Consider the following 13,741-nt stretch of genomic DNA (forward strand, 5'->3'; position numbering starts at 1 on the left):
TTGAGTTTTAGCCTTGCGGCCGTACTCCCCAGGCGGGGTGCTTAATGCGTTAGCTGCGGCACGGAAGTCTTGCGACCCCCACACCTAGCACCCACCGTTTACGGCTAGGACTACCCGGGTATCTAATCCGGTTCGCTCCCCTAGCTTTCGCGCCTCAGCGTCAGGAGTGGCCCAGCCATCCGCCTTCGCCACCGGCATTCCTAGCGATATCTGCGCATTTCACCGCTACACCGCTAGTTCTAATGGCCTCTACCATCCTCAAGTCAACGCAGTATCCGACGCAGTTCCACAGTTAAGCCGTGGGATTTCACGCCGGACTTACGTAACCGCCTGCGCGCCCTTTACGCCCAGTGAATCCGGATAACGCTCGCCCCCTACGTCTTACCGCGGCTGCTGGCACGTAGTTAGCCGGGGCTTCCTCGTTGGGTACCGTCACCGGGCGAAGCCCGGCTTCTTTCCCAACAACAGGGGTTTACAACCCGAAGGCCTTCGTCCCCCACGCGGCGTCGCTGGATCAGGCTTTCGCCCATTGTCCAAGATCCCCTACTGCTGCCTCCCGTAGGAGTCCGGGCCGTGTCTCAGTCCCGGTGTGACTGATCGCGCTCTCACGCCAGTTACCCGTCATAGCCTTGGTGGGCCGTTACCCCGCCAACAAGCTGATAGGCCGCGAGCCCCTCTCAGAGCAGAAGGTTGCCCAACCTTTTGCCTGCTGCGGGATGTCCCACTGCAGGGTCATCGGGTATTAGCGTTGGTTTCCCAGCGTTATCCCCGTCTCTGAGGCAGGTTGCTCACGTGTTACTCACCCGTTCGCCGCTCCGTAACTCGGAGTATTGCTACCCCGAGTCCGATCGCTCGACTTGCATGTATTAGGCACGCCGCCAGCGTTCATCCTGAGCCAGGATCAAACCCTCCATCGAGGTCACTCCTGCGACCACCGAAGTTTGCTCCGAAGAGCTACCTCCGGGGCAACAGGCGTTTGATCTCTTTGCAAGGCATTTCAAAGGAGTCCGCTCTTTGCGTGGCCCGAGTCTCGCTTACCCGAGAACTCGAGCTTCAGCTGTCTCTCGCTATGCAGTTTTCAAGGCGCAGACAGCCCAGACTCCACCCTTATCCCTAAGGTTGGTGTCCAGGAGGTGTGTCACCGTCCCCAGTGGACGGCAGAGGGATAGTATAGCCCTCGCTCGTGAGAAGGCAACCGGCACGAGCTTCCGCGAAAACGTGTGCTGAGCAGGGAGGATCGGTCAATGCCCAAGCCTGGTGATCGAGTCGTCGTCGAAGGATCGAAGGTCGGGGGCGGCCGGAGGGAAGGCACCTTGGTCGAGACCCTCGGAAGCCTTATCAAGGTTCGCTGGACCGACGGAGGCGAGACGATCATGGCGCCGGGAGCCGGATCGGTCAGCTTCTTGCCGGGATCGGCGAAAGCCGCGAAGCACAGCGCGGTTCCGAAGAAGAAGGCTGCGAAGCCGGCGGTGAAAGCGAAGTCCGCGAAGAAGAACTAGATCGCCGGGGTCCGGTCGAGCTTCGCATTCAGCTCGGCCAGCCGGACCTCGAGGTCGGCGACCCGGCGGGTGAGGAACGCGGTGGACCCGACCCGTTCGGCTACCCGAAGGATCGCCTCCCGCACTTCGGTCACCTGCCCCTGCATCGCTTCGACCCGCTCGGTCGCCGTGCTTGCCACCGTCTCGGCGAGGCCCGCAACTCGATTCTCCAGCGCGCGGATCTGCTGGGTCAGGACGGCAACGCTCCCGTCGGTGCCGGCCCGTCCGCCGGCGAGTCGCGCCTCGTCGACCGCGACCTTGCCCATGAGCGTGTCGAACGACGAGGCGATCGAGCCGACCCGCTCGGCCATCGCGCTGATCCGTTCCTCGTACGCCTTCTCGCGTCCGGCCATCTCGTCGCGGAGCTGCGAGGCGACTGCCCCAAGCTCCTCCCCGAAGGAACCGTTGTCGGCGCGGGTCCCTGCGAGCGCCTCGCCGACGCGGCTTTCGACCTCGGCGACGACCTCATCGGCACGGGAACGCGCCTGCTCGACGAGATCGCTGATCGCACGCACCTGCTCGACGCTCGTACCGGAGAGCGCTTCGACCTCGCCGTGCAGCCGTGCCTCCGCGGCTTCGACCGCCATTCGCGTCGCTTCGAGTCCTTGCGCTAGCTGCGCGCGGATGGCGTCGACAGAGGTCTGCTGACCATCGAAGCGGGAGTCGATGAGCTCGGCGATGCGCGTGTCGATCCCAACCCAAGCGTCGCGCAGATCTTGCGCGGTATCGGTGACGGCAGTGAGGGCATCCTCGACGCGCGCGCGCATCACTTGCATCTCGCCGGAGATGCGGCGCGAGTCCTCTTCGCGAATGGTGACGACGCGCGCGATGTCGAGCTCGATCGAGTCGAGGCGCGCCTCGAGCGCGGAAAGGGAGTTCGATACTTCCAATTCGCCGAGCACCTCAAGTGAGGGAGAGGAATACGGTCGTTCGGCGGCATTCGTTGCACCGCCTCGAGAGGTGTTCCTAGGGGAAGGCATCGGATCCTCCGAGGTAAGGTCGGTAAGGCTACCCGGCGAGAGTGGGAAAAACAACGCCGCAGCTAGAACTACTCGGAGTGGTCAGGGAAAGCGGAACGTACGCACCTCGGCGCCGGCGATCGCCTCGGTGACGAAGGCATCCAGGTCGAGCTTGCTTTCGGCGGCGCGCACCTGCTCGATAGTGGCCTTCGTCGCAGGCCGTTTCGGCTCGAAGAGAACACACGCTTCCTGACAGGGCGCACTCGAAACGCCGAACGTGCCGAGCATCGAGGCCTCGTCGACGATCTCTTCCTTATCGCGCCCGACGAGCGGACGGAGGACCGGGAGATCCGCTGCGTCCTCGACGGCACGGAGGTTCTCGAGCGTTTGTGACGCCACCTGTCCCAGCGAGTCGCCGGTAACGAGCGCGCCCGCGCTTTCTCTGCGAGCGACTTCGGAGGCCATGCGCATCATCATGCGGCGGTACAGGAGCGTGCGGAGCGGCTCGGGACACTCCGCCGCGATCATCTTCTGCGACGGCGCCAGCGGAAGCAGGTAGAGCGTCGTCGCGTACTGGTGGCGCGTGAGGATCTCGACGATCTCGGCAACCTGACGCGCGCTCGAGGCGTCGGTGTACGGCTGCGAATGGAAATGCGCGAACACGGCACGAGAACCGCGACGCATCATGCGAGCGGCGGCCACGGGCGAGTCGATGCCGCTCGAGATGAGCGCGACGACCTTGCCGGACGAACCGACCGGCAGCCCACCAGCCCCCTTGCGCCGATCCGCGTACACGATGACGAGGTCTCCAACGATCTCGATGTGACAGGTCAGATCGGGCTCCGACAGGTTGACGCGCTTGCCGCTACGTTCGAGGAGATAGGCGCCGACCTTCTCGTTGATCTCACGGGACGAGAGGGCGAAAACGGAGTGCGCCTTCCTGGCGCGCACGGCGAACGACTCGAAATCGCGCTCGCGCACGACGGACCACGCCACCTCTCCGAGCGCGTCCGGGTCGAGCCGGCCGCCGACCCCGAGTCCGAAATTCGCCACGCCGAAGACCCGCGACAACCGTTCGGCAACCAACTCGCGGTCGGCTCCGGGCTCCAGAGCGATCAGGACCCGACCCGGAAGTTTCCGCGGCTTCGCCGCACCGGTCCCGGTCAGGGCGGTGGTGAGGTTGCGCACGAGGATGTTCTCGAACAGCGAGCGGTTGCGGCCCTTGAGGCCGATCTCGTGATAGTGGACGATCGCGTAGGGACGGGTCGGCATGCCTTCAGTGTAGTCCTTGCGGGAAACCCTATTATCAGCGCTATGAAGCACCGATCCTTTGCCGTCGCGGTGAGCGCGCTCCTGATCGCCTGTGGTGGCAGCTCGGCGCTCACGGCCAAGAACCTCGCCCGCATAATGCCGTCGGCTACCGACGCGCCGCCGGGCACGCAGATCGACGCCGAGTCGTTGGGCCCGAAGGTCGAGCTCGAGGAGTTCGTCACCGACATCGAAGTCAGGATCCGGCTTTCGCAGCTCGGCTTCAAGATCGGTTGGATCACATCGTTCGCGACGGCGAACTACGTTCCCGACAAGGACAAGGCTCCGGTGGGTTCGGCGTTCTACGGAACCTTCGCCGTCATCTTGAGGGACGAGAAGGCCGCCGCCGACGGGTTCGACTTCTACGTCCAGCGGCTGAAGGACCGGGCCCAAGACTTCACCCCGCTCGTGATGCAGGATCTCGGGGAAGAGGTGTTCTCGTTCCGTTTCTCCACGCTCGACGACACACCGCTTCCGGGGCTCGCCATTTTGTGGCGAGTGAAGAACGGGCTCTTCTCGCTCGTCGGCGTGGGGAACCCGGCGCCGGATCCCAAGGTTGCGCGCGGGCTTGCCGCGAAGATCGCCGCGCGGGCAGAGAAAGCGGGCTAAAACTAGAGGGCGCAGCTGCCGGTGGCAACGGCACGGGTGCGGTTCTTCGCGGCGTCGTAGGCGCGATCGATCTCGGTGGCTGTGAGCGCGTACGCCTCGTTCGGGTCGTCGGCCGATGCCGCGAAGATCATCCCGCGGACGACGCCGTCTTCGTCCACGAACGGACCGCCCGAGTTCCCCTGGATGACCTTCGCCGAGAGCACGTATACATCGCGAGAGACGAGCTTGCGGTTGTAGATGTCGCGGCCGCGGGCCTCAGTACGCGCCCGAACCCGGGCCGGCGAGATCCTGCGCCTCCCGCCGCCCGGATATCCGATCGCGGCGCCGTCCTCGCGCCGCTGCGCCGGCTCGATGGTCATATCGAGGATGTGATCGGGGGTCGACGACACCCGGATCACCGCGATATCGATGTCCGTGTTGATGAAGACGACGACACCGCGGATCGAGCCCCCCTGCGGATCGATCACCCGATGGTTCGCCGTGCCGGCCACCACGTGGGCGGCGGTGATGACGTGCCGAGGATCGAGCGGGAAACCGCTGCCGTCGACGACGCCGCCGCATCCGACACTCTCGATCTTGTAGGTGCCTTCGGCGGCCGCCAGGATCTCCTTGTCGTTCGCGAGCGATGCCGGCGGAGGCTCGACACCGGGAGCGAGCGACGGGTTCAGCTGCGCGAAAACGTCCGGGAACCCCGACTGGTCGAGGAAGCGGCCGATCTCGGCGAGGATCGCCGGCGGCCGGGGGAAGACCTCGTCGATCGCTCGCAGGACGGTCGAATCCTTGACCGCGCGCGCGAGCGTCGGCGAGGGCCCCCGCTTGAGCGTGGAGCCGAGGAACCACGCGCCGACAAGCGCGAAGAAGATGCCGATGATCCCGCCGAGGATCCGGTCCACCTTGCGCGCTCCGATCCTCGTGATCCGCTTGCGGACCGTAAGGCCGAGCGCCGCAACGAGCGCCTCGAACAGGAACGCGATCCCGAGGAAGACGCCGAGCCCGAGGAAAGCCTTCGTGGTCACGTCGTCGGGGTTGATCGCGTTGACGATCGGGGGGGCGATGATCGATCCGAGGAGCAGCCCGGCGAAAAACCCGCCCCACGAGAACACTTGCAGCAAGGCGCCGCGCGCCAGACCGGACCACAGAGCGAGCCCGATCGAAACGAGGATGACGAGATCGATCCAGTTCAACCGTTGGCCCCCATACCGGCGGCAGTGTACGTCAGGGCGCCGCGGAGAGAGATCAGGCCTCTCGTGGAGCCGGGCGGCCCGGCTGCTCCTCAGGATGGTGGGAGCGCTTCGGCACCATGACCTTGCGCCGGAAATAGAGGACCTCGACGCCGTCCTGGTTGTAGCCCCGCGTCTCCACGCCGACGATCCCCCGATCCTCCTTCGACTTGGATTCCTGTACGTCGAGCACCTTGGTCTCCGCGTACAGGGTGTCGCCGTGGAACATCGGGGACGTGTGCTTGAGGGATTCGACCTCGAGATTCGCGATCGCGCGGCCGGAGACGTCGGGGACGCTCATGCCGAGCGCGAGGGAGTAGACGAGGTTGCCCACGACGACGTTTCGTTTGAACTGGGTCTGCGACTCCGCATAGTGCGCGTTGGTGTGGAGCGGGTGATGGTTCATCGTGATCATGCAGAACAGATGATCGTCGTACTCCGTGATCGTCTTGCCGGGCCAGTGCTTGTAGACGTCGCCGATCTCGAAGTCCTCGAAGTATCGTCCGAACGGCCGGGCCTCTCCCATGTCGACCTCCTCGATCTACTGAAGCAGCGGGAACGAACCCGAAAGCGGCCCGAGCATCTCTCGCTCGGCCGGGGTGAGCTCGTCGCGACCGGTGCCGACGAGCGCGAAGCGCGTGTCGACCATCCCGAGCGGGCGCAGGTCGGTGCCGAGCAGCCCGCGCAACACGTCGCAGGCGGCTTCGAGGCCTTCCGGGGACGGGTCGGCCTCGCGCCCGAGCGCATCCGCGAGATCCATCATGTGGATCGTCACTTCGACACATCGGGTACGGAGATACTCGCGGAGCCGGATCGTGCCGAGCGGGCTGGCGACGACGGGGTCGTCTCCAGCCGCCGCGCGCGCGGACTCGAGCGCTTGCTTCCAAGCGGTGTCCCACTCGCTCGCGAGATCGGCGTCGGCGGGGCGCGCGGCCGACTCTTCCTGCGCCCGGGACACGACCCCTACGCCGACCGCGACCGGGTCGTATCGGAAGTAGGTGACCGCGTCCTTCTCGGGTTCGGCGTCGCGGACGGGCGTCCCGAGGAACTCGACGATCCGGTAGGCGCCACGCATCGCGTGCACGGCCAGCTCGCGGACGTTCATCGGTTGACAGCGGGTCGGGCGTCGCCAGTCGTCGTGGCTCAGCCCGGCGAGCAACGCCTGCGCGCGCGCGGTCTCCGCTTGCAGCGCGTCGATCGGCTCGGTCACGAGGTCCTCCGGTTCACGCGAGGAGCGGGAGACTAGCCTTCGACCTTGTACCGCTCGAGGAGCTGGCGTCCGATGACGCGCTTCTGGATCTCGCTCGTCCCCTCCCCGATCAGGAAGAACGGCGCGTCGCGGAACAGCCGCTCGACGGTGAACTCCTTCGAGTAGCCGTAGCCGCCGTGGATGCGCATCGCGTCGGTGCAAACCTCCAAGCACATCTCCGACGCGTAGAGCTTGGCCATGCCGGCTTCGAGGTCGGTTCGCTCGCCGGCGTCCTTACGGACCGCAGAGTTGATCATCAGCATCTTCGCGGCCTCGATCTTGGTGGCCATCTCCGCGAGCTTGAACTCGATCGCTTGATGCTGCGCGATCGGCTTGCCGAAGGTCTTGCGGCCCTGCGCGTAGCGGATCGCTTCCTCGAACGCGCGTTGCGCGACCCCGACCGCGCGGGCGGCCACGTTGACGCGGCCGACCTCGATCGTGCCCATGTTGTGGATGAATCCTTGGCCCTCCTCGCCGCCGAGGAGATTCGCGGCGGGGACGCGGTGGTCGTCGAAGGCGAGCTCGACCGTCTCGACGCCCTTGTAGCCGAGCTTCGGGATGTTCTTGCCGACGATGACGCCGCCGGAGCGCTCGGCGCCGGGCTCTTTCTCGACGATGAACATCGACATGCCCTTGTAGGGCGGCTTGGCCTCGGGGTCGGTTTTCGTGAGCGTCATGCAGATGCCGGCCCGCAGGCCGTTGGTGACCCACATCTTCTGCCCGTTGATCACGTACTCATCGCCGTCGCGCACGGCCTTGGTCTTGATCGCCTGGACGTCCGAGCCCGCGTGCGGTTCGCTCATGAGCAGGGCGGCCCGCGGATTGCCGGTGATCATCTTCGGCAGGAAGCGCTGCTTCTGATCCTCGGTCCCGAACGTCTTGATGAAGTACGTGCCCATCGTGTGGGTGTTGAGGATCCCCGACAGCGTCATCCAGCCGCGGGCGAGCTCGACGATCACGAGCGCGTAGGTGAGCAGCGGCATACCGAGACCGCCGTACTCCTCGGGAACCATCATCCCGAAGAGGCCCATCTCCTTCATCTGCTCGACGATCTTCTCCGGGTATTCGTCGTTGTGCTCCATCTCGTCGGCGACGGGGATGACCTCCCGCTCCACGAACTCGCGGACGGCATCCACGATCATGCGCTGGTCTTCGGTCAGCTGGACGATGGACATCGCGGCTCCCGCGGTCGGGCGTCCCCCTCAATCGGGGACGGAAGTGGGCCGAAACCATCTTCGAACGTTGCCGAGAACGTGGTCAACCAACGAGTGCGAGGGAGGACATGAACGACATCGCGGCCATGCTTTACCTGGTCGAACGGATCGAGTCGGATTCGCTCACGACCATGCGCCGGGTTGCCTGGCAAGCCGCCTCCCCGCTGGGCGGCATCCCGCTCATGCGTCCGGTTGGGCCGGACCCGAACCGTCCGCTGGTGATCTCGGAGGCGCAGGAACAGGACGTGCGGCGCAACTCTCGAGGCGACCTCGTGCGGATCCTCGACCGTGAAGGCAACGTGGCATGGTGGCGCGAATTCACCTCGCGCGACGCTGGGGTCCGGAAGCACAGCGAGATCATGGACGACTTGATGAAGCTCGACCCGGCCGCGTTCCGTCGCAAGTACGCGATCATCCCGGAACGGCCGCCCGGCGTCGCGCCGCCCGGCCCGACCGAAGCCGGCGCGCCGGGGAACGCGGGCGCCGGCGCGGCGGTCCCCGAGACGGATCCTTTGGGCGCGTGGAGGGAGCGCCTCCAGGAAAGCGAAGGCGGTTCCGAGTGGAAAGCGCCCGAACCGGCGCGTCCCTCCGACCCGGACATCCTCTGGGACGACTGGGGACAGCGTTAGTCCCCCTTCAGGAACTCTTCGACGCCCTTGACGCGCTCCATCCCGGCGGCGCGTCCGCGCGCGGCGAACTGCTCGGCCATCTTGCGGGAGGCTTCGTCGATCATCTCTTTGCCGAACATGACGGCGCCTTTGCGCTCGACCTCGGTCACGTGCTTGTAGTGCTCGAGGACGGCCTCCGCCTTGTCGAACTCGTCCTGCGTGGGGGCGAAAACCTCGTTCAAGATCTTGATCTGGTCGGGGTGCAGCGCCCACTTGCCGTCGTAGCCGAGCGCGCGTTCCCGCATCGCGGCGGCGCGGAAGCCGTCCAGGTCGCGGATCAGCAGGTACGGCCCGCCGATCGCCTGGAGGTTGTTGGCGCGCGCGGCGATGTTGATGTGCGTGAGCACGTAATGGAAGTGGTCGAGGTTCTCGTAGCCGGGGATCGGCTCGCCGGCGGTGACGGTCGGCAGCCCGAGTGATGCGCTCATGTCGGCCGGGCCGAGGATCAGGTCCTCGATCCGATCGTCGCTCGCCGCGATGTCGCGAAGGTTCAACAGGCCGAGCGCGGTTTCGATCTGGACCTCGATCCCGAGCCGTTTGGTGAAACCCAGGTTGTCTTCGATCATCCGGAGCATGTTCGACACGAACTTCACGTCGGAGACCGTCTCGACCTTGGGGATCATGATCGCGTCGAGGTGCTCGCCGACCGCTTCCACGACCTCCTGGAGATCCCCGGCGCACCACTTCGTGTAGACGCCGTTGACGCGAAGCACCTTGGTCGGCGCCTTGTACTCGTTCTCCTTCAAAGCCTGGATCACGTTGCCGCGAGCCGCTTCCTTCTCTAGCGGGGCCACCGAGTCCTCGAGGTCGAAGAACACTTCGTCGGCGGGCAGGCCGGCGGCCTTCGCGAGCATCTTGGGGCTCGAACCGGGGACGGAAAGGCAGGATCGGCGGGCTCTCACGTCTGGTCCTCCTCGTGACGGCTATCCAGGAGTCTCTCCCAGGGCGGGCGGCCCTGTCCAATGTTTCTCGTTAGGCTTTCTATACCTTCGGGGTATGCTTTGAGAGATGAACCTCGAGGACCTCGTGGCCGTGCGGGCGATCATCGCGGCGGGAACCTTCACCGCGGCTGCGCGCGAGCTCCGCGTCGCCCAGCCGGCGCTCTCCCGGCGGATCTCCCGGCTCGAGGACGAGCTCGGCGGAAGGCTCTTCGAGCGGCTCCCCCGCCACGCGGCTCCCACCGCCCTCGGGGAATCCGTCGCCGCGGCCGCCGGCCGGATGATCGCCGAGCTGGACCGGGCCCGGGAGGACGCGGTGGCGATCGCCCAAGGCGCCGCCGGCCGGATCAGGATGTCGAGCCTCGCCGGCGGGATCCCGGCGCTGGCCCGCGGGATCGTACGATTCCAGGATCGCAACCAGGCAGTGTTGCTCGAGGTGACGGCACTTGATGCCGACGACGCCGTCCGCGCCCTGCGCGAGCACCGGGTGGATCTGGCGACCTTGCCGGGCTCGGCGGTCGGGGAAGGGATGACGTCCCGGACGCTCGGGCGCTGGCGCGTGAACGCCGTCGTGAGCCGCGGGCACCGTTTCGCGCGGCGGCGGTCGATCTCGGTGACGGAGCTGGCCGGCGAGCCGCTCCTGATGCTTGCCCCCGAGTTCATGGTCGCCCGGCACGTCCTGAATCTCGCCACCCGAACGGGGCTGCGCCTCCAGATCCGGCTCAGCAACGCGACGCCCGAGGCGGTGCTGTCCCTGGCGCGCCGCGGCTGGGGCGTCGGGGTCCTCCCAGACACGGTGCGCGTTCCCGCCGACGTCGTCGCCGTGCCCCTCGCTCGTGCCGGAACGCGCGAGGACTTCGATTACGTGATCGCGTGGCTCGCTGATCCATCCCCGTCGCAGGCGGTCCTGGAGCTCGCCGAGACCTTGGTGCGCGAGACGGCAGCCTTCCGCTCGTAGCGGACCGAGCCACTGATGCGCTCCAATGCGCAAGAGGACCTTATCCCAGCGCCCACGTCGCGATGAGGCTCGAACGCTTCGACGAGCCGCTCGACAACCGTGGTTACAAGCGAGCTCACGGCTTGCGGGGCTCGTAGATCGCCGTATGCCGGATCACCGCGACCGGCCGGACCTCTTCGGCGAGCAGAACGACGTCGAGCTCGACGTAACGGTGGCCCTTGCGTTGGTACTCGGCTGCGACCCGCGTTCGTGCTGCAACGAGCTCCCCGTCGACGAGGGTGGCGAAGAGCCGCATGTCGCTCGAGACATGGATCCACGGGCCGAGCACGACGTTGGAGGAGAGGGCGAGGTTGGCGAGCAGGATCAACCAGCCGGGATGCGCGGCACCGCCGGTGCCCGGCGCGTGCTCCGCTCCGACCGATACGAGATACTCGCGAGCGCCCCCCAGATCGAAGGGGACCTCGAGCGAGCCGAGAACCGTGCCGGGCGTGAGCGAGTCCACGCTCGCCGCCGGGAGTGCCGCGGGGACCGGAGCGCGCGGCGGCACATCCGGTTCCCAGCCGTCATCGACGAGCGACGCGGCACCGGTGGCGCAGATCTCGTCTCCCTTGCGCACGGTGAGCGCTACGGCGCCGTCTTCCCCGAGTACGCCTTCGACCTCCACACGATCGGCTTCGTAGACCGGACGCACGAACCGGGCTTCGATCCTCCCGCGCTCGAGAGATCCCGCGCCCAAGATCTCGAGTGCCGGCCCGCACATCCACGCGAAGACCGTCACGCCGGGCACCAAACCGCCGGCGAAACCGTACGACCGCGCGACGGAGGAGTCGTGGATCTTGTTCGGGGATGCGGTCGCGGTGTTCCGTGCGACGATCCGGTGAACGATCAAGCGGGTGCTTAGTCGCCGGCCCGCCCGAGACGCGCCAGGCCCTGGTCGGCGGCGGTCTTCTGGACGGCGGTGGCGGTCGCGTCGACGACCCGCCGGTCGAAGACGCTCGGGACGATGTACTCCTCGGAGAGCTCCCCTTCCGCCACTACCGACGCGAGCGCGCGGGCCGCGGCTTCCTCCATCTCGATCGTCACGCCGCTCGCGCGAGAGTCGAGCAAGCCACGGAAGAACCCAGGGAAAACGAGCACGTTGTTGATCTGGTTCGGGTAGTCGCTGCGACCGGTCGCCACGATCCGGACGTTCGCGGGAACCTCCTCCGGCATGATCTCGGGAACCGGGTTCGCCAATGCGAACACGATCGCGTCCGAAGCCATCGCGCCGAGCCAGTCCGGCTTCACGAGGTTCGGGCCGCTGACACCGACGAACACGTCTGCGCCGCGCAACGCGTCGTCGAGACCGCCCGTGCGGCCGTCGCGATTCGTGTTCTCCGCGATCCAGCGCTTCTGATCGTTCATGTTCTCCGTACGCCCGGTGTGGACGATGCCGTTGCGGTCGCAGCCGATCACGTCCCCGATCCCGACGTGAAGCAACAGCTTCGAGCACGCGACGCCGGCCGCCCCCATGCCGAGGAAGACGACGGTCATGTCCTCGAGCCTGCGCCCCACCACGTGGGCGGCGTTGAGAAGCGCACCGAGAACGACGACCGCCGTTCCGTGCTGATCGTCGTGGAAGACCGGGATGTCGAGCTCGGCGCGGAGCTGCTCCTCGACCGCGAAGCATGCGGGAGCGGCGATGTCCTCGAGGTTGATGCCGCCGAAACCCGGCGAGATCGCCTTGGCGACCGCCACCAGCTCCTCAGGGCTGCCGACCCGTGCGCAGATCGGGTATGCGTCGATGTCGGCGAACTCCTTGAAGAGCATCGCCTTGCCCTCCATCACCGGCATCGCAGCCTCGGGACCGACGTCGCCGAGCCCGAGAACGGCGGTCCCATCGGTCAGCACGGCGACGGAGTTCTGCTTGATCGTCAGCTCCCACACCCGGTCGGGCTCGTCGGCGATGGCGCGGGAGATGCGGCCGACGCCCGGCGTATAGGCCATCGACAGGTCGTCGCGGGTTTTCAATGGGAAACGCGGAGTGACGGAGATCTTCCCCGCCGCGTGGATGTCGAACGTACGGTCGGAGACCTGGCGGACCTCGACGCCGGCAACCCGGCCGGCGGCCCGGACGATGGTCTGTCCGTGCGCCTCGTCGCGGCACTTCACGGTGATGTCTCGGACCATGACCTTGCCGCGATGTTCCACGAGGTCGACGGCGCCGATGTCGCCGCCGGCGTTGCCGATCGCGCTCGTGAGCCGTCCGAGCGAGCCGGGGATGTTCGCGATGTTCACCCGGAGCGTCAGCGTGTAGCCGGCGGACGGCGTTATCTGAGCCATGGTTGCGGGATTATAAGGGCCTTGCGGCGGGCGGGTTCCGCTCAGGCGATACGCGAGGAAGCGGACGTCAGAACACGACCCGGCATTCCGTTCCGAGATCGAAGAGTGCGACGGGACGGTACGTGGACGGGTCGCCCAGTTGGTACTGCAGGTAGTAGTGGCCTCCGAAGCACTCGATCCCGATCCCGATCACATCCTGGAACCCGGAGTCTGCGGCTCGGAATAGCTCGACCCCGTGCGGCGGTGTCGTGATGCAGACGAAGCCGGCGCGGGGCACTGCTTCGCATCGCGTGGCAGCGTGGGATGCGGAACCGCCGAGGAACCCGAACATCGCGGCGATGAGGGAAAGCGCGAGCACCGCTCGTGCGATCGCGCTGCGCATCTCCACCTCCCTGCCTTCGTCCGAGCCGACGATAGATGGGAGGTTGTGCCGGGTCAATGGGATTCGGGGCCCTCGCCCGGAGTATGTCTTTTTGGGCGATTCGGAGCTATTTGACGACGACGCCGATCGCCGTGAGAAGCCGGTCAAGTTTGTCTGGGCGGCAGCTCTCCCCCATCAGCCCGATGCGCCAGGCTCGGCCGGCGAACGCGCCGAGTCCGCCGCCGACCTCGATCCCGTGCTCGGTGAGGAGACGGGACCGGGTCGCCCGTTCGTCGACGCCCGGCGGGACGGCCGCGGCCGTCAGCTGTGGGAGGCGGGATCCCTCGTCGGCGAGCAGATCGAATCCCATCTCGACCAAGGCGGCTTGAAGCTTCGC

Annotated in this window: 14 protein-coding genes, 1 rRNA gene and 1 pseudogene; 4 read left to right on the forward strand and 12 right to left on the reverse strand. The window is 66.6% G+C overall.

Going from position 1 to position 13,741, the window contains the following annotated elements:
- Positions 1-917, reverse strand: a 16S ribosomal RNA gene (locus tag WEB06_00355); the annotation flags it as partial.
- Between the two features lie 327 nt (positions 918-1,244).
- Here WEB06_00355 and WEB06_00360 point away from each other — a divergent pair.
- Positions 1,245-1,499: a DUF1918 domain-containing protein gene (locus WEB06_00360; protein MEX2554067.1), complete on the forward strand. Its 255-nt coding sequence runs from the start codon at positions 1,245-1,247 to the stop codon at positions 1,497-1,499.
- Here WEB06_00360 and WEB06_00365 read toward each other — a convergent pair.
- The gene (locus WEB06_00365) at positions 1,496-2,428 is read right to left on the reverse strand and encodes a hypothetical protein (protein MEX2554068.1); all 933 of its coding nucleotides are present in this window, start codon (positions 2,426-2,428) and stop codon (positions 1,496-1,498) included. The two genes, WEB06_00360 and WEB06_00365, sit on opposite strands and share 4 nt — an antisense overlap.
- Positions 2,429-2,599: 171 nt before the next feature.
- Positions 2,600-3,769 (reverse strand): tRNA uracil 4-sulfurtransferase ThiI, encoded by a 1,170-nt coding sequence (gene thiI, locus WEB06_00370; GenBank protein ID MEX2554069.1) that lies wholly within the window; start codon positions 3,767-3,769, stop codon positions 2,600-2,602.
- Positions 3,770-3,838: 69 nt separating this feature from the next.
- Between thiI and WEB06_00375 the strand changes: the two genes are divergently transcribed.
- Positions 3,839-4,414, forward strand: a complete 576-nt coding sequence (locus WEB06_00375; protein MEX2554070.1) for a hypothetical protein — start codon at positions 3,839-3,841, stop codon at positions 4,412-4,414.
- A 2-nt stretch (positions 4,415-4,416) separates the two neighbouring features.
- Here WEB06_00375 and WEB06_00380 read toward each other — a convergent pair whose 3' ends face one another.
- The 4 genes and pseudogenes from WEB06_00380 to WEB06_00395 form a co-directional block, all read right to left on the reverse strand.
- Positions 4,417-5,598, reverse strand: coding sequence for a MarP family serine protease (locus WEB06_00380; protein MEX2554071.1), 1,182 nt, complete (start codon positions 5,596-5,598; stop codon positions 4,417-4,419).
- A 52-nt stretch (positions 5,599-5,650) separates the two neighbouring features.
- Positions 5,651-6,151, reverse strand: a pseudogene (locus tag WEB06_00385) (MaoC family dehydratase).
- A gap of 24 nt (positions 6,152-6,175) precedes the next feature.
- On the reverse strand, positions 6,176-6,844 hold the full coding sequence (locus WEB06_00390; protein ID MEX2554072.1) for a maleylpyruvate isomerase family mycothiol-dependent enzyme: 669 nt from the start codon (positions 6,842-6,844) through the stop codon (positions 6,176-6,178).
- A 32-nt stretch (positions 6,845-6,876) separates the two neighbouring features.
- On the reverse strand, positions 6,877-8,058 hold the full coding sequence (locus tag WEB06_00395; GenBank protein ID MEX2554073.1) for an acyl-CoA dehydrogenase family protein: 1,182 nt from the start codon (positions 8,056-8,058) through the stop codon (positions 6,877-6,879).
- A 107-nt stretch (positions 8,059-8,165) separates the two neighbouring features.
- Between WEB06_00395 and WEB06_00400 the strand changes: the two genes are divergently transcribed.
- Positions 8,166-8,726 (forward strand): hypothetical protein, encoded by a 561-nt coding sequence (locus tag WEB06_00400; protein ID MEX2554074.1) that lies wholly within the window; start codon positions 8,166-8,168, stop codon positions 8,724-8,726.
- On the opposite strand, the gene WEB06_00405 is transcribed toward WEB06_00400, so the two are convergent.
- The gene (locus WEB06_00405; GenBank protein ID MEX2554075.1) at positions 8,723-9,667 is read right to left on the reverse strand and encodes a CoA ester lyase; all 945 of its coding nucleotides are present in this window, start codon (positions 9,665-9,667) and stop codon (positions 8,723-8,725) included. The genes WEB06_00400 and WEB06_00405 overlap by 4 nt on opposite strands.
- 106 nt (positions 9,668-9,773) lie before the next feature.
- On the opposite strand from WEB06_00405, the gene WEB06_00410 reads away from it, so the two are divergent.
- Positions 9,774-10,661 (forward strand): LysR family transcriptional regulator, encoded by an 888-nt coding sequence (locus WEB06_00410; GenBank protein MEX2554076.1) that lies wholly within the window; start codon positions 9,774-9,776, stop codon positions 10,659-10,661.
- A 115-nt stretch (positions 10,662-10,776) separates the two neighbouring features.
- On the opposite strand, the gene WEB06_00415 is transcribed toward WEB06_00410, so the two are convergent.
- The 4 genes from WEB06_00415 to WEB06_00430 all read right to left on the reverse strand — a co-directional run.
- The gene (locus WEB06_00415) at positions 10,777-11,550 is read right to left on the reverse strand and encodes a hypothetical protein (GenBank protein MEX2554077.1); all 774 of its coding nucleotides are present in this window, start codon (positions 11,548-11,550) and stop codon (positions 10,777-10,779) included.
- A gap of 8 nt (positions 11,551-11,558) precedes the next feature.
- Positions 11,559-12,983 (reverse strand): NAD-dependent malic enzyme, encoded by a 1,425-nt coding sequence (locus WEB06_00420; GenBank protein ID MEX2554078.1) that lies wholly within the window; start codon positions 12,981-12,983, stop codon positions 11,559-11,561.
- A 67-nt stretch (positions 12,984-13,050) separates the two neighbouring features.
- A complete protein-coding gene (locus tag WEB06_00425; GenBank protein ID MEX2554079.1) occupies positions 13,051-13,365 on the reverse strand; it encodes a hypothetical protein in 315 nt (104 codons plus the stop codon).
- 106 nt (positions 13,366-13,471) lie between these two features.
- A partial coding sequence (locus tag WEB06_00430) for an alanine--glyoxylate aminotransferase family protein (protein MEX2554080.1) occupies positions 13,472-13,741 on the reverse strand: 270 nt, incomplete at its 5' end.

This window comes from Actinomycetota bacterium (assembly GCA_040905475.1).
Lineage (GTDB): Bacteria > Actinomycetota > AC-67 > AC-67 > AC-67 > DATFGK01.